General features: G+C 57.7%; 22 protein-coding genes and 1 pseudogene. 8 read left to right on the forward strand and 15 right to left on the reverse strand.

The genetic code is table 11. From position 1 onward, the window contains the following. Positions 1-275 (reverse strand): Glu/Leu/Phe/Val dehydrogenase (locus EXQ56_10330; GenBank protein ID MSO20838.1); only part of this gene is annotated, 275 nt, incomplete at its 3' end. A gap of 245 nt (positions 276-520) precedes the next feature. Further along, positions 521-796 carry a CopG family transcriptional regulator gene (locus EXQ56_10335; GenBank protein MSO20839.1) on the reverse strand — a complete coding sequence of 92 codons (276 nt, stop codon included), beginning with the start codon at positions 794-796 and terminating at the stop codon, positions 521-523. Between the two features lie 462 nt (positions 797-1,258). On the opposite strand from EXQ56_10335, the pseudogene EXQ56_10340 reads away from it, so the two are divergent. Then, positions 1,259-2,174, forward strand: a pseudogene (locus EXQ56_10340) (restriction endonuclease). Positions 2,175-2,433: 259 nt separating this feature from the next. Here the strand turns inward: EXQ56_10340 and higA are convergent. From higA to EXQ56_10355, 3 genes are all read right to left on the reverse strand, one after another. Beyond that, on the reverse strand, positions 2,434-2,757 hold the full coding sequence (gene higA / locus EXQ56_10345; protein MSO20840.1) for an addiction module antidote protein, HigA family: 324 nt from the start codon (positions 2,755-2,757) through the stop codon (positions 2,434-2,436). Between the two features lie 437 nt (positions 2,758-3,194). After that, positions 3,195-3,650, reverse strand: a complete 456-nt coding sequence (locus EXQ56_10350) for a DUF1810 domain-containing protein (GenBank protein ID MSO20841.1) — start codon at positions 3,648-3,650, stop codon at positions 3,195-3,197. Between the two features lie 531 nt (positions 3,651-4,181). After that, positions 4,182-5,276, reverse strand: coding sequence for a UDP-3-O-acyl-N-acetylglucosamine deacetylase (locus tag EXQ56_10355; protein ID MSO20842.1), 1,095 nt, complete (start codon positions 5,274-5,276; stop codon positions 4,182-4,184). 432 nt (positions 5,277-5,708) lie between these two features. Between EXQ56_10355 and lpdA the strand changes: the two genes are divergently transcribed. The 5 genes from lpdA to EXQ56_10380 all read left to right on the forward strand — a co-directional run bounded on the left by lpdA (position 5,709) and on the right by EXQ56_10380 (position 12,439). Then, entirely contained in the window at positions 5,709-7,106 is a 1,398-nt protein-coding gene (lpdA, locus tag EXQ56_10360) for a dihydrolipoyl dehydrogenase (protein ID MSO20843.1), read from the forward strand. A gap of 54 nt (positions 7,107-7,160) precedes the next feature. Beyond that, the gene (gene lipB / locus EXQ56_10365) at positions 7,161-7,949 is read left to right on the forward strand and encodes a lipoyl(octanoyl) transferase LipB (protein ID MSO20844.1); all 789 of its coding nucleotides are present in this window, start codon (positions 7,161-7,163) and stop codon (positions 7,947-7,949) included. A 16-nt stretch (positions 7,950-7,965) separates the two neighbouring features. Next, positions 7,966-9,288, forward strand: coding sequence for a 2-oxo acid dehydrogenase subunit E2 (locus tag EXQ56_10370; protein MSO20845.1), 1,323 nt, complete (start codon positions 7,966-7,968; stop codon positions 9,286-9,288). A 252-nt stretch (positions 9,289-9,540) separates the two neighbouring features. Next, positions 9,541-11,709, forward strand: coding sequence for a sodium-translocating pyrophosphatase (locus EXQ56_10375; GenBank protein MSO20846.1), 2,169 nt, complete (start codon positions 9,541-9,543; stop codon positions 11,707-11,709). Between the two features lie 424 nt (positions 11,710-12,133). Continuing rightward, positions 12,134-12,439, forward strand: a complete 306-nt coding sequence (locus EXQ56_10380; protein ID MSO20847.1) for a type II toxin-antitoxin system RelE/ParE family toxin — start codon at positions 12,134-12,136, stop codon at positions 12,437-12,439. A gap of 32 nt (positions 12,440-12,471) precedes the next feature. Here the strand turns inward: EXQ56_10380 and EXQ56_10385 are convergent, their stop codons facing one another. The 7 genes from EXQ56_10385 to EXQ56_10415 all read right to left on the reverse strand — a co-directional run bounded on the left by EXQ56_10385 (position 12,472) and on the right by EXQ56_10415 (position 19,534). Continuing rightward, positions 12,472-13,401: a hypothetical protein gene (locus EXQ56_10385; protein ID MSO20848.1), complete on the reverse strand. Its 930-nt coding sequence runs from the start codon at positions 13,399-13,401 to the stop codon at positions 12,472-12,474. Next, the gene (gene folP, locus EXQ56_10390; GenBank protein ID MSO20849.1) at positions 13,398-14,279 is read right to left on the reverse strand and encodes a dihydropteroate synthase; all 882 of its coding nucleotides are present in this window, start codon (positions 14,277-14,279) and stop codon (positions 13,398-13,400) included. The genes EXQ56_10385 and folP overlap by 4 nt, the downstream gene beginning before the upstream one ends. A 68-nt stretch (positions 14,280-14,347) precedes the next feature. Then, a complete protein-coding gene (locus EXQ56_10395) occupies positions 14,348-14,896 on the reverse strand; it encodes a DUF2911 domain-containing protein (GenBank protein MSO20850.1) in 549 nt (182 codons plus the stop codon). A 177-nt stretch (positions 14,897-15,073) separates the two neighbouring features. Next, entirely contained in the window at positions 15,074-16,984 is a 1,911-nt protein-coding gene (locus EXQ56_10400; GenBank protein MSO20851.1) for an ATP-dependent metallopeptidase FtsH/Yme1/Tma family protein, read from the reverse strand. Between the two features lie 73 nt (positions 16,985-17,057). Next, positions 17,058-17,570 (reverse strand): hypoxanthine phosphoribosyltransferase, encoded by a 513-nt coding sequence (locus tag EXQ56_10405; GenBank protein MSO20852.1) that lies wholly within the window; start codon positions 17,568-17,570, stop codon positions 17,058-17,060. Positions 17,571-17,623: 53 nt separating this feature from the next. After that, positions 17,624-19,171, reverse strand: coding sequence for a tRNA lysidine(34) synthetase TilS (gene tilS / locus EXQ56_10410; protein ID MSO20853.1), 1,548 nt, complete (start codon positions 19,169-19,171; stop codon positions 17,624-17,626). 183 nt (positions 19,172-19,354) lie between these two features. After that, positions 19,355-19,534 carry a hypothetical protein gene (locus tag EXQ56_10415; protein MSO20854.1) on the reverse strand — a complete coding sequence of 60 codons (180 nt, stop codon included), beginning with the start codon at positions 19,532-19,534 and terminating at the stop codon, positions 19,355-19,357. 342 nt (positions 19,535-19,876) lie between these two features. Between EXQ56_10415 and EXQ56_10420 the strand changes: the two genes are divergently transcribed. Continuing rightward, a complete protein-coding gene (locus EXQ56_10420; protein MSO20855.1) occupies positions 19,877-20,299 on the forward strand; it encodes a zinc ribbon domain-containing protein in 423 nt (140 codons plus the stop codon). 58 nt (positions 20,300-20,357) lie between these two features. On the opposite strand, the gene recG is transcribed toward EXQ56_10420, so the two are convergent. Next, entirely contained in the window at positions 20,358-22,544 is a 2,187-nt protein-coding gene (gene recG / locus EXQ56_10425; GenBank protein MSO20856.1) for an ATP-dependent DNA helicase RecG, read from the reverse strand. 69 nt (positions 22,545-22,613) lie between these two features. Between recG and EXQ56_10430 the strand changes: the two genes are divergently transcribed. Beyond that, on the forward strand, positions 22,614-22,925 hold the full coding sequence (locus EXQ56_10430; protein ID MSO20857.1) for a hypothetical protein: 312 nt from the start codon (positions 22,614-22,616) through the stop codon (positions 22,923-22,925). Between the two features lie 19 nt (positions 22,926-22,944). On the opposite strand, the gene EXQ56_10435 is transcribed toward EXQ56_10430, so the two are convergent. Both EXQ56_10435 and EXQ56_10440 read right to left on the reverse strand, forming a co-directional pair. Continuing rightward, entirely contained in the window at positions 22,945-23,376 is a 432-nt protein-coding gene (locus EXQ56_10435; GenBank protein MSO20858.1) for a hypothetical protein, read from the reverse strand. Positions 23,377-23,487: 111 nt separating this feature from the next. Next, positions 23,488-24,435 (reverse strand): response regulator, encoded by a 948-nt coding sequence (locus tag EXQ56_10440; GenBank protein ID MSO20859.1) that lies wholly within the window; start codon positions 24,433-24,435, stop codon positions 23,488-23,490.

Here is a 24,435-nt window from a genome sequence, read left to right on the forward strand (position 1 = left end):
AGCGCGCGCACTTCGTCGAGCGTGACATCGGGCGCATAGCGGATGCCGCCCTTGCCCGGCCCGCGCGCGATGGAGTGCTGCACGCGGTAGCCGGTGAACATCTCGATCTCGCCCGAGTCCATGATGACGGGGATATGCACGATGATCTCGCGCGCCGGCTCGCGCAGCAGCCGCGCCATCCCGGCAGGCAGCTTCAGCCGCTCGACGGCTTCGTCAAACAGCCGCGTCTGCGACAACCACGGATTCAACTCCCGCGCCCGATCCTTCTCATTCATCACGCACACCTCGCTCGAATAGTGGTCCACCAAGGCAGTGGAGCCCGCCGGCGGAAAAGCCCACGGTGAGAACCCCGCTCACCGTGGCTACCAAGGCAGCGGCAGGCACACGTGTCGCCTTTCCATACGATGCTGGCACAACGCGTGGGTGACGCAAAGCGCTTTCGAGGAATGAAATTGGTTTGGTAGCCACGGCAAGCGTTTTCTTGCCGTGGGTTTTTCGGTGGGAATGTAACAACCGCCCTCTACGCGCTGCGGCGGGCGTGGTTGGCCAGCAGGCGCTGGTCCAGCACCTGCCGGATGAACGTCTTAATCACCGCCTGGCGGCTGATGTTCAGTTCGGCAGCGGCAGCATCCAGTTCGCGCAGCATCGAGACAGTCAGGTCCACATTCACGCGCTGAATCGGCTGCATCATCTTCCCGCGATTGGTAAAAAAGCGGGAAACATCCTCGCCGCCGTCCGCCCGCCGCGCGATGGATTCCGCCGAGGGCAGATTCTTTTTACTAATAATTTTCTTCATACAATGCTTACTTCTTCATGCGACGTCGCCCGCCACAAAGCCACAGCGGCAGCAGTTGGGTTGCAAACTTGCTGAATGGGAACACCCCGTCTGTTCCGAGGCTGGGAGGTAAACCCAAACTCAATCTTCGGACTGAAAATGGGGACAGCCTGAACTGTGCTAATTATTGGGGTCAGTCTGATCGGCTGAAAATAATAGACGCAGTTGAGGCTGTCCCCAGTCGTTTCCCACTTACGCATTTCCGAGGAGGAAGCGTCCCGTCTGTCCCCGGTCTGCCCCTGGGCTTTTGGGCATTCTCGCGATGCAATGTCGGGTGCGGAATTGTGCGACCGTTACAGGGTCGGGGTGGTGGTTGGGATGTCATTACCGGAGGCGCTGCCCCAGCTTTTCTGATTCAATCGGCCGGCCATCTTGATTTTCCTGCTATCATGCAGTTCGACTTCATGAGAATAGGAAGCCATCATGCCAATTCCTGATTACCAGAAAGTTATGCTTCCGTTGCTTAGTTATCTCAAGGATGGAAGTGTCCACGCTATCCGCGATGCCGTCGAGTGGATCGCAACCGAATTCAGCTTAACCGACGAGGAAAGAACCCGGCTTCTTCCGAGCGGGAAAACCAGATATATCGACAATCGTGTTCGGTGGGCGAGTTTCTATTTGAAGAATGCGGGCTTAATCGTCTCTCCCAAACGTGGTTGCGTTAGCATTTCTGAACGCGGGGGTGGTGTTTTGCGCGAAAACCCGCAAGGAATTAATAACGAGTATCTTGCGCGGTTTCCCGAATTTGTTGAGTTCCGCAAGCGGATGAATAACGGAGAAACACCCGTGAAAGATTCTCCATCTGACGCTGAACGAAGTGAAACTCCAGAGGAGAACTTGGAGGCTATCGTTCAGCGATTACGCGCAAATTTGTCTCAAGAACTCTTGGAACAAATTCTTGCTAGCCCGCCGATCCTGTTTGAAAAGTTGGTCGTCGAGTTGCTCGTGAAGATGGGTTACGGCGGAACTCTAAAGGATGCGGGGCAGGCAATCGGCAGAAGTGGAGATGAAGGCATCGACGGAATTATCAAGGAAGATCGGCTCGGACTAGAAACAATCTATGTGCAAGCTAAGAGGTGGCAAAAAAAACATTGGACGTCCCGACATTCAACAGTTTGCGGGAGCGCTACAAGGGAAACGAGCAAGAAAAGGTGTTTTCATTACTACATCCACGTTCTCGAGGGAAGCAAGAGATTACGCGACTAACATTGAGAATAAGATCGTGCTGATTGATGGCTCTACCCTGGCAGAACTGATGATTGATTACAACTTGGCAGTAGTGCCAGTTAAGGTGTTTGAAGTTAAGCGTCTCGACACCGACTATTTTACGGAAGAATAAAATCCGAAAAGTACAACTTGTTCAATTGCGGAAAACCGGGGTCAGGCGGAACGTTACTGCCGGGTGCCAGGCCGCTCCGGCTGCGCCTGCGCTCTTGCCTGCGGCGCAAGGAAGCCGCGCGGCGTCATTTCTTTTCGGCATGACTGAAGTCATGCCCTGACGAAAGAAGGGCAGGTAATCTCGTGCCCTGACGGAAGAAGAGAGAAATGGGGACAGACGGGACGTTACCCGTCTTAATCGTTTCGTTGAGTGGTTCAAGTTAGGCCCGGGCTTCTTCGGTGGCACTAACGGGCACGATGCGAGCGACACTGGCCATGACTCGCTTGTCTTGTTCGGCCATTTTCAGGTCGTAGGCTGCCTGCAGGCACATCCAGAGGCCGGGAGAGCCGCCGAACAGGCGGGACACCTTCAGGCACATGACGGCGGAGAGCGGCTTGCGCTCCGCCATAATGTCGTGCAGCATCTGGCGAGACACGCCCAGCGCCTTCGCCGCTGCGGTTACGGAGAGGCCCGTGGATGGCAGGATGTCTTTTTTCAGAATCTCGCCGGGATGGATCGGCGGCAATCCGTTCTGTTTCTTCATGAAGATTCCTCTAAACAGTTGTCATTATAACGCCGCTTATTTATATTCCGTGCAATGCGTCGATGAATCATCAGGGCACCTGTCCCGGCGAGCCGTGGACGGTTTCAACCGTGCCGAAAGAGCACGGCTTGGCGGAACCTACCTCACTGCCGTAGGCCACAGCGTAGTCGCGCAGCGCCGGAGCGAGCACTTCGCTTTGTGCGCGGACTTTGGTTTACCCTCCGACGCAGTGCCCGCTCCGGCTGCGCCTGCGCTCTGGCCTGCGGCAGCAAGGAAGTTGCACGGCCTCGATTACTTTACGGCATGACTGAAGTCATGCCCTGACGGAAGCACCGCTCCATGCCTGTCCACGGCACGCCGGGATGTTCCATCGCGGCTCGGATCACGAGCTACTTCCCGCAGGATCACGAGATCCTTTCCCTAAATGATGTCGAGCGTCAGAGCCGGTCGATGGTCAGATGATCCAGTTTCCCACCGAAGTATTTCTGTAGGGCTTGCTGGAAGTCTCCATTGTCGGGCGCGGCGTTGGCGAATAGGGTCATGCACGAGTGGAACTTCAGGTTGTCGGGGTAGCCGAAGATTTCGTCGATGGTGTCGCTGGAGGAGCGGCCTGCGATGGAGGTTACTAGCTGCGTGCATTCGATCAGGCGGGGGCCGAGGATGGGGTGCGCGAGATAGGCGCGGGATTCCTCGATCGACGAGATGGCGTAATGGAGGGCCGTTGGGCTGGAGCCCAGGCCGCGCAGTTGCGGGAAGATGAACCACATCCAGTGGGTGCGCTTGCGGCCTGCGCGCAACTCGGCGATGACCTGCGCGTAGACCGCCGCCTGCGCGGCGACGAACCGCTGCAAATCAAACGGGTCGCTGTGGCATTGAGGCGTTTCGTCCGCCATATCGCCGGTCACCTCGAAAATTCGCAACTGCATTGTAGCGCGATGGCGATGGCATATCCGAGCCGCGACAGTCATGGAGCGTCCCCAATGCACGAAGACCTGAACTCTGCAAGCGGTGGAGTCATGCGGGAAAACTGGAATGCTACTGAACGCGGAACTTACTTGTGCAAACGGTCGCGCACCCGATTATCGTGGACGGTCTATGACTGTCGCGGCTCGGATACCCCACCCCGAAAAATGGTCTCATTTGCAAATTTGCGGTTTTTGCGGAATTGACCAAATTTTCCTGGGCGGCGGGCGCTGGGAGTGTGGCAATTATGCAACACTTGATCCGAAAAACGTGGTGGAGGCGGGGGCGCAATGGACTCTAAAAGGGACTCCTGACGGCGGTGGTCAGAGCCGATGATTTGGGCAGAACCGTGAAAGTTTGCACTTTGGTCAGGTTGGTTAATTTGGTCAAGTTGGCGCGAATTTTTGGCGGCAAAATGGTGGCTAAATGGGGGGTGCTGGGGGAGGACTGGGGGCGAAAAGTTAGTCGGCGCCGGCGTGGCTGACGGCTAGCTCGCGCGACGCGGTTTCGGAGGAGTAGTCAGCAGAGTCGGCGGCGAGGTCGTCGGTTAGGTTGCTTTCCAGCTCGCTCGATGTAACCAGGGTCCATGAGCTGCGGTCGCGCATGAGTTTCAGGACGAGGGCGGTGTGCATGGCGTGGCCGGCGTGCTCGGCGACGACGTGGCCGATGAGCGGATGGCCGAGCAGCGCGAGGTCGCCGATGAGGTCGAGGACTTTGTGGCGCGAGCACTCATCGGCGAAGCGCAGGCCCTCGGGATTGAGCAGGCCGTCGGGGCCGAAGACCAGCGCGTTCGCGAGCGAGCCGCCGCGGATCAGGCCCATGTCGCGCATCTGGTCCAGCTCGTCGAGGAAGCCAAAGGTGCGCGCTGGGGCGATCTCGCGCGGGTAGGTGGCCGCGCACAGCGTGATGTCAGTCGACTGGATGCCCACCATTGGATGCGCGAAGTCGATCTCGCTGGTGATGTGGAAGCCGCTGCTGGAGCTGGTTTCAGCGCTGTTGCCCTGGGAGCTTGTGTTAGCGGCGCCAGGGGAGTTGTCGCTCTTCTTCACGCGGATTGAGGTGTGAGCATCGCCGCTCGGGCCGCTGGGAAATATGGCGATGCGCTTGGAGCGCTCGACGACTTCGACCGGCTTGAGTATTTTGATGTAACTGCGCGCGGCGCGCTGGCGGCGGCGGCCGGCGGCTTCGATCATGTGCACGAAGGGCAGCGCGCTACCGTCCAGGATGGGCAGCTCAAGCGCGTCGATCTCCACGATGACGTTGTCGATCTCCATGCCCACCAGCGCCGAGAGCAGGTGCTCGGTGGTGGAGATTAAGACGCTCTTGCGCATCAGGCTGGTGGCGTAGCTGACGCGCGCGATATGTTTCCACGAGGCGGGAATCTCAAAGTTGTCGAGGTCGGTGCGGCGGAAGACCACTCCGGTGTTGGCGGCGGCGGGCAGCAGGCGGATGTTGACCTTCGCCGCGCTATGCAGTCCGACGCCAGAGGCCGATACCGGTTCGACGATGGTGTGCTGATGGCGGGCCAGCCGATTCGCCGTATTGGTTGTCTCCAAACCCGTTCTCCCCGTTCTCGGTTAATATCCGAGACTATTAGATGCCATTCAACCCTAATGCGTAGCGGCTGTCAACTATATAATTAGGAACAAGTTATGAATGTTGTATTATTCTGATATGTGTCAATTACGCAACAATTTGTGTGCTTGGATCAGACACAGAGAGGCCATAAACTGATTAGCCATTCTGAGCGTATTGAGAGGGTCGCCAGTTTCTGGCAAGCCACACTTGGCACGGGGAATTGCCCTGCGGATGCGCTCCGCAAAAGCGCTATGAACTCATAACTATGAGTAATACCTTGCTTGTTTCCCCCCATCGAAGCTGATAAAATGGCGGTTTCGATTAGGGCTCCGGTACGTCGCAATGTGTCGTCGCAATGATGGGACATGAACATGTCTTGTAAAGGATAACCTCTACGGAAGGGTCGTTCTGTGGCTGAGGAAATGGACCTGGTGATTCTGGGCAGCGGTCCCGGTGGTTACGTGGCGGCGGTGCGTGCCGCGCAGTGGGGTCTCCGAACGGTAATCGTGGAGAAAGAAAACTGGCTCGGCGGCACCTGTCTGAACGTGGGTTGCATCCCCACCAAGGCGCTGCTCTTCAACGCGGAAGTCTATGACTTTATCCGCCACGCCAAGGAGTTTGGGATCGAGTGTGGCGAGCCGACGGCAAATTGGGAAGCCGTGCGAGCGAGGCAGCAGAAGATTGTCCTGAAGCACAACAAGGGCGTCGAGTACCTGCTCAAGAAGCACAAGATTGAGACCGTTCGGGGCTATGGGCGCTTGCTTGGCAAGGGCCGCATCGGAGTCGAGTCAGCGTCGGGCAATCGCGAACTGTTGGCCCGCAACATCATTCTTGCCACAGGGTCTGAGGCACGCATTCCTCCCGGCATGGAACCGGATGGCGAACGCGTACTCACCAACCGCGAGATACTTGAAACGAAGTCCATTCCCAAGAGCCTGATAATTATTGGCGCAGGCGCGGTGGGCGTAGAGTTCGGGTCCGTCTATCGTCGCTTCGGGACGGAAGTCACCATCATCGAAATGCTGCCACGAATTCTTCCGCTTGCGGACGAAGAAGTCTCCAAGGAACTGGAGCGCGCGCTCAAGAAGCAGGGCATGCAGTTCCTGACTGGGGCCAAAGTCGAAAAGCTCAATCGGCGCAAAGAGTTCGTCGAGGTGGAGATTTCCCAGGGAGAGAAGAAGCAAACCCTGCGCGCCGAGCAAGTGCTGGTGGCGGTCGGACGCAAGCCCAACACAGAGAACGTGGGACTTGAGAAAACCAAGGCTGAGGTCGAGCGCGGGTTCGTGAAAACGGACGGATACATGGCCACCGCAGAGCCGGGTCTCTACGCCATCGGCGACATCGTGGCTGGCGCTCCCCAACTGGCGCACGCCGCTTCGATGGAGGGCATCGTGGCCGTGGGACGCATGTGCGAACGTCCCGTCCCGCCGATGAACTTCCGCCAGATCCCCGACGCCGTCTACTGCGATCCGCAGGTGGCTTCCGTCGGACTAAGTGAGGCCAAGGCCAGGGAACTCGGGCATGACGTGAAGATTGGGCGATTTCCTTTCAAGGCCAACAGCAAGGCCAGTGTGCTGGGTGCTGAAGAGGGTTTCGTCAAGCTGGTCTGCGACAAGAAGTATGGCGAGATTCTGGGCGCTCACATGATCGGCTCCGGAGTTACCGAACTGATCGGTGAGATGACCATGGCCATCCGCATGGAGGCGACGCTCGAAGATTTGCAGTACACCGTGCATGCCCATCCGACTTTGTCGGAAGCCATACTGGATGCGGCGGGAGCGGCGGACGGCATCGCCATCAACATCTAAAGTTCGAGGGTGATGCAAACTGGTAATTCCGGCGAGTGAGCCATTGAGAACCCGATGGGTAACTACACAACTCCAACGGAAGTCCACGTTCTACGAGTAATATCGGAGCCTCCGATCTCTCTGGGCGATCGCACTTGCAAAGTCTATCGAATGGGACGCGTGCCGTACGGTGAAGCGCTGCAACTGCAAGCCGATCTTGCGGACCGGCGCAAGCGGGATGAGATAGCGGACTCGCTAGTTTTGCTGGAGCATCCGCCTGTGATTACTCTGGGCCGCAACGCGCGCCGCGAAAATCTGTTGAGCAGCGCCGAGCAGCTGGAGCGCGCCGGGATCGAGTTGGTCGAGACCAACAGAGGCGGGGATATCACCTTTCACGGACCGGGCCAGTTGGTGGGCTATCCCATCGTGGATTTGGGCCGCATTCATAAGGACGTGGGCTGGTATCTACGCACTCTGGAGGAAGTCCTCATCCGATCCCTGCAGGATATAGGGCTCGGCGCTTCTCGCAAGTCCGGCATGACAGGCGTTTGGATCAATCGTGGAGATGCCGGGCCGGCTAAGGTGGCAGCGATGGGAGTTCACCTCAGCCGCTGGGTTACCTCGCATGGCTTCGCGCTGAATATCGATACGGATCTGCGATATTACCGGCACATCGTGCCCTGCGGCATTTCGGCGTACCCGGTTACCTCGGTACGGGAGTCGTTGGCCGGGGAGTTGGATCGCGAGGCGCTGGAGTGCAGCATCGTCCGGCACTTCGGAACGCTGATGGGCCTGTCCATGACGGCAGGGGCCGGTACAGAGTCAAATGCCAAGTGGCTGAAAACTGCTGCGGCTATAGTTTAAGTTTAGGGGGATGATCATGCCGACAACTGATGTGCTGATGCCGCAGATGGGCGAGAGCATCACCGAGGGCACGGTTACCAAGTGGCTCAAGAAGGCCGGGGACCGCATCGGCAAGGACGAGCCCTTGTTTGAAATCTCCACTGACAAAGTGGACGCCGAGATTCCATCGCCAGTTTCTGGAACGCTCTCCACTATCCTTGTGAAGGAAGGGCAGACGGTAGCCGTGCAGGCGATTGTTGCGCAGATTGAAGCCAGCGCATCGGATGCTGCCGCCGCAACCGCTGCTCCGCCGCCGGCAGCAAAAGCGGCTGCGGCTCCACCGGCCAAGCCCTCCGCACCCGCTCCCCCGCGCGCGTCCTCTCCCGCACCTCAGCCCGTAGCGGCCGAGACTGCTGGCAGCTCTGATGAGGACGATGACAAGGTTCGTAGCTCGCCGCTGGTGCGGCGGCTGGCGAAAGAGAACAACGTTAATCTGGTCGAGGTGGACGGCACGGGTCCGGGTGGCCGCATCACCAAAGAGGATCTGCTGGCTCACGTGGAGCGCATGAAATCCTCACCGGCCCGCAGGGCTTCCGCCCCTGCGGTGCCTACCCAAGCTCCTGCCGCGCCTGCTGCTCCCCGCGCGGCTCCTCTCGCATCTGGCGCCCGTGAAGAGATCGTTCCCATGACGCCGATGCGCAAGAAGATCGCCGAGCGCATGGTCTTCAGCAAAAACACGGCAGCTCACGTCAGCACGGTATTCGCCGTGGACCTGACCAAGGTTGTCAGTCTTTCCCTGAAGGAGCGCACCCGCTTCGAGCAACAGGAGGGCGTAAAACTTACCTACACCCCCTTCTTCATTCGAGCCATCATTGACGGCATCAAGCGCTTCCCGGTATTGAACGCGAGCATCTCCGGCGAAGAGATTATATACAAGAAAGACATCCACATGGGTGTTGCCGTGGCGCTCGAGTGGGGCCTGATCGTTCCCGTGATAGCGCACGCCGATGAGAAGAGTTTTCTGGGACTGGCGCGGTCGATTGCCGATCTTGGAGAGCGGGCGCGAAGCAAACGCCTCAGCGTGTCCGAGGTGGATGGCGGGACGTTCACTCTCACCAATCCCGGCGTCTACGGAGGACTATTTGCCACCCCGATCATCAACCCGCCGCAGGTGGGCATCATCGGTGTGGGGGGAGTGAAGAAGGCTCCGGTGGTGGTTGACGACGCCATTGCCATTCGCTCCATCGTGCATCTCACACTGAGCTATGATCACCGCCTCATCGACGGGGCGGTTGCTGATCAGTTCATGGCCAGCGTCCGGCAGTATCTGGAAGGCTGGGACGAAGACCTTTATGTATAGCGAAAGTGTTGCTTGCGGTGTTTTTCGGTAAGAGTTCGGAGCTGAATCGGATAGAATAGATGTTTTGTGTCAGGGCCAGCGCAGTTCTCAATGAGCAAGCAGCTTCGCCCAGGGTTTCCTGCCGCGTCGACGGGATATGAATCCGGGCGTGCAATTGATGCCGATTGTTTCCGCAGATGCCCTTGATATGCCCCCATGAATATATAAAGAAACTGTGAAGAAGAAAATCTCTAAAGGAGCGGTGGTAATAACGTGGAACTTAATTTGATTTTGGGGATCAGCATCATCGGACTAATGTTCGCTGTGTTTCTGATGAAAGACGTACTGCGCCGCGACACGGGCACGCCCGCCATGCGCGAAATCTCCGACGCCATCAAGCAGGGCGCCGAGGCATTTTTGAGCCGCCAGAATCGGACGATTGCGTATATCTCCGTGGCGCTTGCCGCGCTGATTTACATTCTCTACGCATTCGTTCGCACCCCCACGGCGCACGATCCGGCCAGCCCGGCGCAGCTTGCCTTGTGGACCACCATCTCCTTTATTCTCGGCGCGGCTTGCTCGGTAGCATCTGGCTACATGGGCATGTGGGTTGCTATCCGGTCCAATATCCGCACGGCGGCGGCGGCCACCAAGAGCATGAACAACGCGCTGCAGACCGCGCTGCGCGGCGGAGCGGTCTCGGGTTTCTTCGTGGTCGCGCTCAGCCTGCTCGGGGTGGCGGGACTATTCGCGCTGATCAGGGCCATGGGTGTTACCAATGATGTCTCCCAGATTCCTCTGCTGATCGTCGGCTATGGATTCGGCGCCAGCATCGTCGCCCTGTTCGCTCAGTTGGGCGGTGGCATCTATACCAAGGCCGCTGACGTGGGCGCTGATCTGGTGGGAAAAGTGGAAGCGGGCATCCCCGAAGACGATCCGCGCAACCCGGCCGTCATCGCCGATCTGGTGGGCGACAACGTGGGCGACTGCGCCGGGCGCGGTGCCGACCTGTTCGAGTCCACCGCCGCCGAAAATATCGGCGCGATGATTCTCGCCGCGGGACTCTATCGCGCGAATCAGACTCTCTTTGAGGAAAACAATCTGACGCTCATCGGCGTGCTGATGTTCCCGCTGGTGGCGCGCGCCTTCGGCATTATTGCTTCCGCCATCGGCATCATGCTGGTTCGGGTGAGTGAGACGGAAGATCCCATGCATGCGCTGAACCGCGGTTACTACATTACGTCCGGGCTGGCCATGGTTGGATTTTATTTTTCATCCCACTGGCTGCTGGGCGCGGCACACTATTTTAATTTCTTCCTGTGCGGAGTCATCGGAGTTCTTTCCTCCATCGCCTTCGTCTATATCACCCAGTACTACACGGAGTACCGCTTCCGGCCCGTGCAGTCCATCGCCGAGGCCTCGCAGACTGGTCCGGCGACGAACATCATTGCCGGCCTCGCGGTGGGCATGGAGTCAACCGGACTGCCCATCCTCGTCATCTCGTTTGCGATCATCAGCAGCTACTTCCTCGGCAACAGCTCGGGACTGGCCAGCGCCGGACTGTTCGGCACCGCGGTGGCTACCATGGGCATGCTCGGACCCTGCGCGTTCATTCTGGCCATGGATACCTTCGGCCCCATCACCGACAACGCCGGCGGCATCGTCGAGATGAGCGGCCAGCCGGAGGAAATTCGTATGAGGACGGATCGTTTGGATGCCGTCGGCAATACGACCAAGGCGCTCACCAAGGGATATGCGGTAGGCTCGGCGGGACTGGCGGCGTTTCTGCTGTTCGGCGCTTATCTCGACGAAGTGCATAATTACATGCCGGACTTTAAGCCCTCCATCAATCTGAACAAGCCGGAAGTTTTTGTCGGCGCCATGCTCGGCGCGGTGCTGGTGTTCCTGTTCTCCTCGCTGGCCATGAAAGCAGTGGGCTCCGCCGCCTATGCGATCATCAACAACGTGCGCGAGCAGTTCAAGCGCGACCCCGGCATCATGAAGGGAACCTCCAAGCCCAACTACGGCGAGTGCGTGGACATCGCCACACGCGCCGCGTTGCAGAAAATGATTGCCCCCGGCTTGCTCGTGGTGGGCATGACCATCGGCACGGGCCTGGCCTTCAAGTGGCTTTATTACGCGATGGGTCAGCCCGCCGAAGGAGCCACCGGCGCGGAGGTGATGGGCGGATTCCTGATGGTGGGAACCATCACCGGCATCCTCATGGCCCTGTTCCTCAACAACGGCGGCGGCGCCTGGGACAACGCCAAGAAGTATATCGAGATGGGCAACTACGGCGGCAAACGCTCCGACCCGCACAAGGCCGCGGTGGTTGGCGATACGGTGGGCGATCCCTGCAAGGACACCGCGGGCCCTTCGCTGCACGTGCTGATTAAATTGTTGGCCACCATCACGCTGGTGATGGCCCCGCTGTTCCTGTGATAAAGTGAAATCATGAAGCGACTTGCGACTGCTGAAAAAAGATCGTCAGTGAAACCTCTGACTGCTCGGAACAGGATTGGACATGCGCGCCTAGGCCATCTGCCTAGGTAGTGATCCTGCCTCTTGAGGACTATGAGCGCATGAGAGAAGACTTGGAAATGCTCTCCTCCAAGAATCTTCCGCGCCAGATCGAGAAAGCCCGGCTGGAAGCGCGCAAGGGGCAGACCATGACTCTCGCTGAGGTGAAGCGCAAGCTACAATTGTCCTGATCGGTAACATAGAGATTTATCGGGATTATCCCTCCACCGAACCGAACGTGCCGGCAATGTAATCGCGATGTAATGATGCCGTTCGTTTGTCATGCCATTGTTCAAGTTTCGGCACTCATTCTCTTAACTGAATTAGCCGACCCTGTTGACGTATAGTGGAACTCTCCATGTGTGTGTGGGGTCTTTTTCCGCGATTCTTGAGGTCCTGCAATGACAATTCGCTTCACCAACACCGCCGTTCGGAAACTTTCCCGCTCGATAAAAATATTCAGAAAAGAATCCTGGAAAAGCTGGAGTTTTACTGCTCACAGGACCAGCCCTTGCATTTTGCAGAACCTCTTGTCCATTCTCAGTTCGGCAAGTGGCGCTTTCGCGTCGGTGGGTATCGAGTGTTGTTCGACGTCGAGGCGGAGGAGATAGTAGTTCTCGCTGTGGGCCACCGGCGGGAAGTCTATCGCTAGGCGGGCAGTCGGCAGGAATCTAAAAACATCGTTTACTGTACGGTGATCACGGTCGTTTCGGTGCGGACCGCTTCTTTATTTCTTCTGATGGTGCGCACGTGCCGCACCTGCTTCACCTGCCAGGTGGTTGAGTCCATGACAAACTCGCCCTTGTCATCCAGACTCATTTGCTGAGATGGATCGGCACTGGCCGATTTACCGGCGGAGTCATACGACAGCGTGGGATCGTACTTTTTAGCAAACGCCACGCGCGTCTCGCCTGTTACCGCATTGGGCGGGCCGGGGGTGATCTCCATTTCTCCATCAAGCGTTCCCGTGGGGCCAAACGGGTTGAGCAGCGCGGACTTGATGCGCGTGGTATTGCCCGCTTCCAGCCGCAGCCCTGAGAGGCCAAAGAACAGGTCAATCTCCTTGCGCGCGGCGCTCAACAGCGTCTCCGGCGTAAGTGCTTTGGTTATCGCTTCGGCATTGCGCTGGCGAGTGGCGGCATCGGCGATTTTGGCGGTGGCCTGGGGAGCGAGCAGCGTCACAAACTCCTGTATCTTCGCCTTTAATTCCGACTCGTTCCGCAGCCCAAGATATTGACCCGTGGGATCAAGCTGAACCTGAAGCCTGAGATCAGCGAAAATTTTCTCCGCCATTTCGAAGATCGGGTCCGCCGGAGCCGCTCCGCCTTCTTTCGTTGCCACGCCCGCCTGCCATTCCAATTGCGTGCCGGTCGTGCTCTTGCGGACTACGCGAAGCGAGATGGGTGTGTGATAAGTCTTGCGCTGGGAGTTGTCTCTAGCATCATCGGATTGAATTTCAAGTTGCAGCGAGAGTTTTTGTCCCGGCTGGTAGCGCGGGTTAATGACGATTCCTTGAGCGGGAGTCACTTGAGCGGGGGGCCCCTGGGCGGCAGCCCAATCGACTGCAAACAGTGTGATGAAGGAGAGCGTGGCAATAAGGAGTCTCGTCTTCATCGGGATCCTTCCTGTAACATACGGCTGGCTAGTGCAGCGACGGCGACCATCGCCCGCACGTCATGCACGCGGACGATCTGCGCGCCGTTCATGATGCACTCCGCCACAACGGCGGCAGTGCCGCACAGCACTTCATCCGCGGCGGCCAAGCGTGCCGCGGCTCGATCATAGCTGTGTCCTGTCCGTACTTCGATGGTGCGGCGAATGAAGGATTTTCGCGAGGGGCCGGCGAGCAACGGGAATCCGAGTTTTCGCAGCCGGGGCAGGGCGGCGATCAACTCAAAATTCTGATCCATTGATTTGCCGAAACCGATTCCCGGATCGAGGGCGATCTGCTCTTTGTCCACTCCCGCCGCCAGCGCGGTGCGGACGGACCACTGCAGACCCTGCCGCACGCTGCGCACGATATCGCGGACTGGTGGAAGCAATTGCATGGTCTGCGGTGTTCCGCGAATGTGCATCAGAATCAAACCGGCGCGATGCTTGCGCGCCACCGCCGCCATGCCGGGATCAAGTCGCAGTCCGCTCACGTCATTGATGACCTGCGCGCCGGCACGAATGGCACGCTCGGCTACAGCGGACTTGTAAGTGTCGATGGAGATGGGGATGCGAAGCCCCTTGCTCCGCAGCGCTTCGATGACGGGGATTGTGCGGTCGAGCTCCTCTTCCGCAGGCACCGGCGTTGCTCCTGGACGGGTCGATTCGCCACCGATGTCGATGATCCCTGCGCCTTCCCGTTCTATCTCCAAACCGCGAGCTATGGCAGTTTTGCGATCGTAGAATGCTCCCTGATCCGCGAATGAATCCGGAGTGACGTTGAGTATCCCCATGACTAAGGTCTGGGTGGGATTTAGCCAGACTTTCGTTGTTCGGCGCATGATGTCTAGAAGGACCGGGGTAAAGTGAATGCGATGCGTGCTGCGTTGTGCGTGCGTCTCTGAGTGTGTTACGGAACAACTATCTCGACAGGAACGGCGACGGTCCCCCAATGTAAAACCATCTCCGCTTTTTTTCCATCAACCACGGGAAAATAGAATGCTAGAGTTTCCATGTGAGCGGCGGAGCGGGGTTTCACGGTGAGTCGAAGCGCGTCTTTCTCTTCGCCGGGATAGGGAATGTGGAAGACCGGATGGGCCTTGCTGAAGATCAATGTCCACTGGTCCGGTCCCGGGTTGGCCCAGATGGAATAGCCGCCGGCGGGAAGAGACTGGCCGTTGATTTTTACAGGTGTGGAAACCGTGATGCTAGTGGCGTCGTCCGCGCCGGGATTCCAGATTTTTCCATAGGGCACCAGCTTGCCGTAGAGTTCGCGCCCGCGCGCTACGGGGCGGCTGTACTGGATGGTGACTTTTGTTCCGGCAATTTGCTGGCTCACGGAGGCGAGCTGGCTGGGCTTGATTGGCTTCGCCGCGTCTTGGGATTCCGCCGTGGGTACAATCATCGCTGCGAGCAGGCTGAAGAGTACGCAAATGAGAGAACCTGGATTTATCGCCACCGCCGTCGTCCCCCTTCCTGCCACAACATCTTAATGATATCGATTTGGCTGGTAAATCTCCATCTTGGTTCTGGAATGTCCTGGAGGGCGGCGTAAAAGCTGAAGGCCCCGCGGCATGATACTGGGGGCCTTCGCAGTTGAATTCGTGAATGTGTCCGCGCAGATTCCAAAAACCGCTCAAGCGTGGGCGGGGCTATCGCCTTCCGCCAGTCTGGGAGGCAGTTCCGGTTTCAGGACTTTCTGTGTTTCGCGGCGCTCCTCGGGCGGCTGGCCGGGAATTACCACCGCGGGTAGCGGCTGTCCCGCAATCAGCAAATTCACTTCACGGGCATCCAGCACTTCCCGCTCCAGCAGCGCTTCGGCGATGCGGGTGAGCGCGTCGCCCTTTTCGGTAACAATCGCCTTCGCCTTTTCATAGCCATCGTTGATGAAGCGGCTTATCTCCTGATCAATGCGTATCGCGGTTGCTTCGCTATAGTCGCGGTGCTGGGAAATCTCGCGCCCCAGGAATATCTGCTCTTCCTTGGCGCCATAGGTCAGCGGACCCAGCTCGCTCATGCCCCACTCGCAGACCATGCGGCGAGCCAGTTCCGTAGCCTGTTCAATATCATTGCCTGCGCCGGTGGTTGACTGCTTGAGGAACACTTCCTCGGCGCAGCGGCCTCCCATCATGACGGCGATGCGGCTCTCGAGGTAGTCCTTCGAGTAATTATGTTTGTCATCCTCGGGAAGCTGCATGGTAACGCCCAGCGCCATGCCGCGCGGAATAATAGTTACCTTGTGCAACGGATCGGAGTTCGGCACAATGGCCGCGACCAGCGCGTGGCCAGCCTCATGGAAGGCGGTGGTTTTCTTCTCGTCTTCGCTGATGATCATGGAGCGGCGCTCGGCACCCATCATCACTTTATCCTTGGCGCGCTCGAAATCGGCCATGATGACGCTCTTGCGAGCCGCGCGAGCGGCCAACAATGCTGCTTCATTCACCAGATTAGCCAGGTCCGCCCCCGAAAATCCGGGAGTTCCGCGGGCGATCACGCTGAGGTTCACATCTTCGGCGAGCGGAATCTTCTTAGTGTGAACCTGGAGAATCCCGGTCCGGCCATTCACGTCCGGGCGCGGCACGACTACGCGGCGGTCAAAACGACCGGGCCGCAGCAGCGCCGGGTCGAGTACATCCGGGCGGTTGGTGGCGGCGACGAGAATCACGCCCTCATTGGATTCGAATCCGTCCATCTCGACGAGCAGTTGGTTGAGGGTTTGCTCACGCTCGTCGTGTCCGCCGCCGAGGCCTGCTCCACGATGACGACCGACCGCGTCAATTTCATCGATGAAAACAATGCAAGGGGCATGTTTCTTGCCTTGGTCGAAAAGATCGCGCACGCGGCTGGCGCCCACGCCGACAAACATCTCGACGAAGTCCGATCCGCTGATGGAGAAGAACGGGACGTTCGCTTCTCCAGCGATAGCGCGGGCCATGAGCGTTTTGCCCGTGCCGGGAGGGCCTACCAGCAGCACGCCTTTGGGGATGCGGCCGCCGAGCTTCTGGAATTTCTGCGGATCGCGCAGGAACTCAATGATCTCCTGCAACTCTTCCTTAGCCTCATCGGCGCCGGCCACGTCCTTGAAAGTGATCTTCTTCTGTTGCGAGGAGAGCAGGCGCGCGCGGCTTTTGCCGAACGAAAGCGCCTTATTTCCACCCGACTGCATCTGGCGCATCATGAATATCCAAATGCCGATGAAGAAGAGGATGGGAGCCGCCTGCACGACCCAACTGACCCAGGCGGCGGACGAAGTTTCCTTGACCGAAATGACGACTCCCTTTTCGCGCAGGATCTTGATCATGTCGGGGTAATCGGGTGGCGCGACACTCTTCAGGCGGACGGCGTCCTTCCTGTATTCACCCCGAATTTCGTTGTCGGCGTAGAGGGTAATCTGGCTGACGTTGCCCTGTTCCGCCTGATTCATGAACTCGGAGAATGAGATTTCCCGTTCTCGATCGGGCATGCCGGGGCGGACCACTTGCCAAAGGGCCAGACCCGTAACGATCAGTACGACCCAAAAAACAACAGTCTTGACGGTCGAATTCAATTGCCTACCCTACCTCTCTTAAACCTTTTGCAATTCCAGAAAACCGCCTTCGGGTCGGACACTCCTATGCTGCTTATCGTGCAGGGAGAGTCGCCAAATAAGGCAGATTCCGGTACAGGCTTTCATGCTCCAGCCCGTAGCCAACCAAGGATTCGCCTTTCCAGGCAAATCCAACATAATCTATGCGCAGCGGCACCCGGCGGTGATCTTCCCGGTTAATCAGCACGGCGGTCTTCACCGATCGGGGGTGCTCCATTTGCAACTGCTGTACCAGGTGATCCAGCGTTATGCCGCTAGCCACCACGGTGTCCACCAGCAAGACATTTTGGCCTGCGATCTTCCCCGGCGAACTATAGGCAATCTGCTTAATTAAAATGCCTGCTTCGCTCCGGTCTGCCGCGTCCATTTTGACGAAATGGCAGTGAACGGGAAGGCTGATCCGGCGGACCAGATCAGCGAAGAACAGAAAAGCAGAATCGAGGATGCCGATGGCATGGATGATCTCGCCCGCGTAGTCGCGGGATATCTCCTGAGCCAAGGCTCGCACTCGGACCTGAATTTGTTCTTCGGAAAAGGCCGTCTTCAAAAACTACTCCTCTATATTAGTGGCGCTCGGCCCTTGCGGTGCTTTTTGCTGAACTACTTTACTGAACTACGTTCTTGAATCACGCTGATTCGCAGCGCTTGCTTGCTTTTCGGCTGAGGCGGAAATTCCACTCCAGCGCCGAAGTCCAGAGACCAGACAATCTGACCGCACGATTCCAGCACCGGCCAAGTGGCCCTTGCCTGGATTGGAACCCGATGACGTTGAAATAGTTCCTTCAACTTCCTCGGTTTCGTGCGACCTACTGGCTGGTAGGCGTCCCCTGGGCGCCAGTTGCGCAGCACCAAGGGAGATTCAACTAGCTTGTAATCCAACAGGGTAACACCCTCTCTATTATAAGCCTCCCAATCGCCAGCGAGTTCAATAAAATCAATCACCCCTGTCATCCCAGTTCCGGGAATTTCAAAAGACATCGGAACAGAGACAGTAATGCAATAGTTCCAGGTCGCTGGTTGCTCATTTTCAGCGGCCGGGGCTCGGTCTGCTTCAAGTATTAGATGCAAAAAAGTCTTTCTCGCTTTAATGCCGGAGGGCAAAGACAGGGGTTTCTTTCGATGGGCGACAGGTGCGGAGACCCGGTCAGAGGGCATCCTCTGGGGATGCCTCGACGTTGACCAGTGATACAGACTTTGAATCTGAAGGAAATCGGGGGTCTCGGCCTGCCCCTCTGACGCCACTGTTGAAATCGCCAGGCGCTTCGCCTGGATGCTAATTTGGCCGATGGCCCACCGAAGCAAGCGACAGGCGGCGGCTTTGGGCATTCGCTTCAGCGCGTGAATATCAATTTCCGCACGGCTGCCATTCATCCGAACGCAGCGTTTCGCCAGGGCCGGCAAATAGCGATCCCAGAACTGCTCGTCCTGCAGCGCCAGTCTGGCGGTTTGCGCCAGAGTCTCGACAATATTGGGATTCATCTCGGCTAGGGCGGGAAGAATCTTGAGGCGGACCACATTGCGGCGGAATTGCAAGCTTTGATTGCTCAAGTCCTCACGCCAAGCTACTCCTTGGTTGGAGAGCCACGTGCGAAGTTGTTGACCGTGAATCTCGATCAGCGGACGAATGATCCCTCTGGCGAGAATGGGGCGAATAGCGGTAAGGCCTCGGCTTCCTGTGCCGCGCAGCAGGCGCAACAGGACTGTTTCGGCCTGGTCGTCTAAGGTATGCCCAGTGGCCACGCGGTGCGCGCGGCCAGTGGCCAGCAGGGAACGCAGAAATTCATAGCGCAGTTTGCGGGCCGTAGCTTCGAGATTGGCTCCCCATCGACCCGCAATGCCGCCAACGTCAGCTCGGCCAGAGAAGAACTCGATGCCATGATGTGCCGCCAAGGCACGCACAAACTGCTCATCCGCATCGGAGTCGGAGGCGCGCAGTTGGTGATTGAAGTGAGCGACGCTGACAACGCAGCCGAGCTTCCGCGAAAGGCCGACGAGAAGCGTCAGCAGCGCGGTCGAGTCCGCTCCACCCGAGCAGGCGACGGCCACTCGTTCACCGGGCAGAATCATCCCATGCTCTTCGATGGTTCGCAGGGCTTGCTGTTCAAGCAGGCCCATCCGTTTCTTGTAGGAGATGGATTGCGGTGGCATGTGCAGGTGCCCTCCAGCCCATTATCCGCCAAACCAATAAAATGGAGAACCTGGCGATTGGTTGAATGCCGCCGTGATGTGTAACGAGCGAAGCAGATCAACACGCGGTCATGGAAAAAAACAGGGAGTTGCTACAGAGGCTGAAGTGGAACTGGGGGCGTTGGAAGGTGGCGAGATGCGATACTACGATCCGATCAATACGGCGATGCTTCCGGCGACTACTGCCAGCAGGGCGGCGCAGAGCGTGGCGCGGGTTACCAACACGACGCCGATTTGGCCAAATTCATTGCCATATAGTTTTTTCAGTTTAGGGTTGGTTGCAGCAGGTGCGTTCACGGCACTATCCTCGCTATTGACGATCATGCTTAGTAATCACGCATCGAATCCTCATCATAATGGTACTTCGGATGAACCGGTATAGGCCGCTACTCCTATTTTGAGATGGCCTTGTTGCTCAATGAGTAACAATATGAGCGCGCTCTTGTACTCTTTGGGGATTTGCCTGCCGTCAAGAATTCCATGTGGTACCGGGGGTTCACATAGATGGCTACAATAGCTTGTTGACGTATACATGTTAACCACAAATGGTTGGGCTGGGCGCAGCAATGTTCGATGACCCCAGTCATCCCTTGGGATGCCGTGAGAAGCAATGTAAACTGGAGTTCTGCCCTGCTCGCCGGGGATTAAATTTCTTAGGAGTGCGGAATGGTGTTTGCGTGCGTATTATTGGCGGTGGGGGTCATCGGCTTCGTGCTGGTGGTGCGCGATCAGGATATCCCGCCCGCCCCGGTCGAGAATCCGGAGTTAACGCACCTGCAGGAACGTCGCGTGGTGCTGTTTGAAAACTTGAAAGACCTCCAGTTTGAATATCTTCAGGGGAAACTCTCTGACGGGGACTACCAATCGCTTAAGTTAGGTTTTCAGAACGATCTCGCCGTGGTGCTGGCTTCCATCGACATGCTTCAGGAGAAATTTCCGCAGGCCGTCGGGAATGCGGATGCGTCCGCGGCGGCGGGCAAATCCATCCCTCCATCAACCGTCAACGTATCCGGCAGATGTCCTGCTTGCCATGCTGAGAATCCTGATGGGCACCGGTTTTGCGGCAACTGTGGCGGACCACTCGGCTAGAGCAATCGCCTTTCCTCGCAGTCATTTCATCTTTCCTGGGCGGCGGCATCACTATAGTTTATCCAACCTCGACCAGCCCGTAGCGGCGTCCCCAATTCTCGCGAATATATTTCAGGACGCGCTGTCGCTCGCGCTGCTCGCCTTGATCGATGAAGTTTATCGCGGCGCGGCGCGCCAATTCCAGAATGTCCTTATCTCGAACCAGATTGGCCACACGGAATGCTGGCAGGCCGGATTGTCTGGTGCCCAGAAACTCGCCCGGCCCGCGCAGTTTAAGATCCAGCTCGGATAGAACGAAACCGTCTTGTGTTTCCACCAGAGCTCCCAGCCGCTGGGCTGCCACCTCGTTCACTTTTTCTGAATGAATCAATAGACAGTGCGACTGTCGCCGGCCGCGACCCACGCGCCCGCGCAATTGGTGCAGTTGGGCCAAGCCGAAACGCTCGGCCTGCTCGATGACCATTACGCTGGCGTTGGGGACATCCACGCCCACTTCAATTACTGTAGTGCCCACGAGAATTTGAATCTCTCCATTCTGGAAAGCCTGCATGGTGCGCTCTTTTTCATCGGAGGAGAGCCGCCCATGCAGCAGCCCCACGCGAAATTCCTGGAACACGTCTTTGGAAAGATGCTCGTACATCTTCATAGCCGATTTCAATTCCGTGACGAATGGCAGTCGTGGATTTTTTCGCGTTCGTTTCGGCTTTTTTTCTCCATCCGGATCGTCGCCGCCTGGATCATCTATCACCGGGTAGACGATAAAAGCCTGCGCCCCTTCCGCCACATGTTTGCGCACAATTTCATAGGCGCGCGGCGCGTTGGCCTCCGCGATCTTTTTTGTCACGATCGGCAGACGCCCGGCGGGCAGTTCATCGATCACCGAGATGTCGAGATCTCCATAATAAGTAAGAGCCAACGTGCGGGGGATGGGGGTTGCGGTCATGACCAGCACATCGGGCTGCAACTGCTCGCCGCTCCCCTTGCTCATCAGGCTCATTCGCTGCAGCACCCCGAAGCGATGTTGTTCGTCGATGATCACCAGACCCAGAGATTTGAATTGGACGTCTTCCTCCACCAGCGCATGAGTGCCAACAACAATGTGCACGAGTCCAGCCTCCAGCAACCGTTTGATGGCTTTTTTTCCCTTCGCGGTCGCGCTGCCGCTGAGGAGGGCGATCTGATATCCCGTACTGGCCAACATGCGGCGGAAGTTGAAGAAATGCTGTTGGGCGAGAATCTCGGTTGGCGCCATCACCGCCACCTGATAACCATTTTCAATGGCGATGACGGCTGCTTGCAGGGCAACAATGGTTTTGCCGCTGCCGACATCACCTTGCAACAAACGGCGCATGGGCCGCGGCGCGCGCAGGTCTTCCACAATTTCGGCAAGCGCTCGCTTCTGGGCCGGGGTGGGATGGAACGGCAGGATGCTCTTCAGTTTCTCGCGAACTACGGAGTCGGCGCGGAAGCTGATTCCTGGCAGTGATTTCGTATTCGCGCGCTTCCAAGCCAGGCCCGCTTCAAAGAAAAAAAGCTCCTCAAAGATGAGGCGCAAATGGGCCGGACTGCGAAATGCCTCCAGCTCGCTCAGGCGCACATCGCGCGGCGGGAAGTGCGCGTAGCGGATGGCTTCCCAGCGTGGCGCCAGGCGATACTCCGCGGCCACGGTGGCCGGCATGGGGTCTTCGATGCCCTGCAGAGTCTCCAGAATGTAATGGATGACGCGGCGGAAGAAGCGCGAAGTGAGCCTGCCATTTCCCGCCGCTTCGTAGATGGGAACAATGCGGCCCACTTCCAATGAATTGCCCGCGACCGCCAAGTCCGCTTCCAACTCCGGCAGGATTTCATACTGTGGCTGAACCATCTGCAAGCCCGGTTCATAGAGGTCGTTTTCAGCTTTACCGTATAGGGCGAGATACATTCCCGGCTGAATGATCTTGGTGAGATACGCGGCATTGAACCACTTGCAGCGCAGATACGAACCCTGATCAGCGACATCGGCGCAGAAGATGCGTACATTGCCGCGACGCATAGGCAGCATGCCGGCTGAGCGCACCTTGGCAATCACCGTGGCGGTTTCGCCCGCGCGCAGCTCACCGGGGCCGCGCAACCGCGTGCGATCCTCGTAGCGGAAAGGCAGGTAGTAGAGCAGATCCTCAACCGTCAAGAGGTTTTTGTTCTCAAGCATTTCGCGGCGGGGCTCGCCGACGCCCTTGACGAATTGCAACGGAGTGGACAGAGTGATCACTTCTTGAAATATAGCATGATGAAAGTGGAGGAGTTGCTCAGGCCGCGGCCATGTTAATATCTCCGCATGGCCGACGTATCATTCAGTTGCTTCAATTGCGGGCAGATCGTTCAGGCTCTTGCCGGGTTGAAGATCATGAAGAATGACTCCTGCTCGAAGTGCAGCGCGGACCTGCATTGCTGCAAGAACTGCCGCTTCTTTGACCCCAGCGTCAGCAATCAGTGCAGCGAGACGCAGGCCGAGTGGGTAAGAACAAAAGACCGCCGTAATTACTGCGACTACTTCGAGCCCTCCACGCACATCACGCTGGCGAAGCGCTCCGGAGAGGCCGCCAGCGATGACGCCCGCACAAAGTGGGACTCGCTATTCAAGAAATAGTTGGACCAAAAGAAACCGGTTAGTGCTTCAGTGCGGACTTTACCTGTGCGACGATCTGAGGCATCAATTTGCCAACGACGCCGCGGATGACGTGCTCCAGCGTGGCGGGATCGACGGTGGGAGTGGCCGCGCTGCCGGGGGATGCCGCGGCTTCCGCTGCCAGTTCTTTTTCGGTCGCAGCACGCACCATCGCCACGGCTGCTTCAACGAGTGGATCGCGTTCACCTGGGGCTACTTCTGCGACAACTTCCTTGTGTGCGGGGGTGGGCTGTGCATCCGCTGCTAATTCGGAAACGAGCGCTTCGGTGTGCGGGTTTATGGACACCGCAGACGTGATTGGCTCAAATCCACGATCAAATCCCGGCTCAGTGGGAAGCCCGAGGGAATCCGCCGCAGTGGTTGTGTGGACATCGGCTGGCGATAGGAGTATTTCATCGCTGACGGCAGGCATCGCTGGACTTCCATCAGCGTTCGCTGGCGGTGACATGGAAATTGGTTTCACGCCAAAACCCAACGCGGCAAGCGATAATGGAGAATGAGACGAAATAGTCTCATTCAGATTTTAAAAATGTTCAATACCTTCCGCGGTGCCAGTCTCGACTGGGGTTGTGTCGCCTTGAACCAAGCCGGGTTCCGTGAACCTGGGCTGCTGCGCCGGCTGATCGTTTTCCTCGGAAACCTCCAAGGCCATCTCTGTTAGATCGCTCCAATTTGCCGCGGGCTGTTCAAACAATTTCTCATCTTCAACTGTTATCGATGCGGGCTCCGCGCTCCAATTGGTTTGAAAGGAGGACACAATTGGGCTGGAGACTGCAACCTCCGGTTTGAGTGACTCTCCACCCATGGGAATATCGATACTTTGATCGTCCAGGTTGGGCTGCGTGTTTTCCCCCAAGTGAGGCGCAGGGGGTTCTGTCGAGGCATCGAGTTCAAATTGCTCCGCCAGCATGCCCACCGCTTGCTGCCCCATCGACTGGGGAATAATAATCACTTCCGGCTTCGCGGTCGTCGTTATGATTTCTTCGGCTACCGCCCAGGAGGGATCTTCGACCACCGGTCCGTACGGATTGGTAGCCGTAGAAGTTGTAGTAACAGTTTCCTCGGAAACTTTTTCCTTCTTGGGCTTGGTTGGAGCAAACCGCTTTGCGGCATCAATGAGGCCCTTGACGGTGGTTACCAAGGCCGATGATTCCAGAGGCTTGGTAATGACGCCATCTGCGCCAGCCTTCTTTCCCTCATCTGGGTCGTAAGGCTCCATCGCTCCAATGATCAATAGCACCGGAATGTGCTTCAGTTCCTCCGTGGTCTTGACGTGTTGGCAGACCTCATACCCGTTGCGGCCCGGCATGAATACATCCGCAATGACCAGATCGGGAGTGGATTTCTGGAAAGAATCTATGGCCGCTTTGCCGTTGCTCACTGTGACAACTTCAAAGCCTTCTGCGGACAGAATTTTTACGCCCATCCGTTGCGCATGAGTGCTATCGTCCGCGAGCAGTATTTTTGGCAT

The organism is Acidobacteriota bacterium (assembly GCA_009691245.1).
Classification (GTDB): Bacteria; Acidobacteriota; Terriglobia; order 2-12-FULL-54-10; family 2-12-FULL-54-10; genus SHUM01.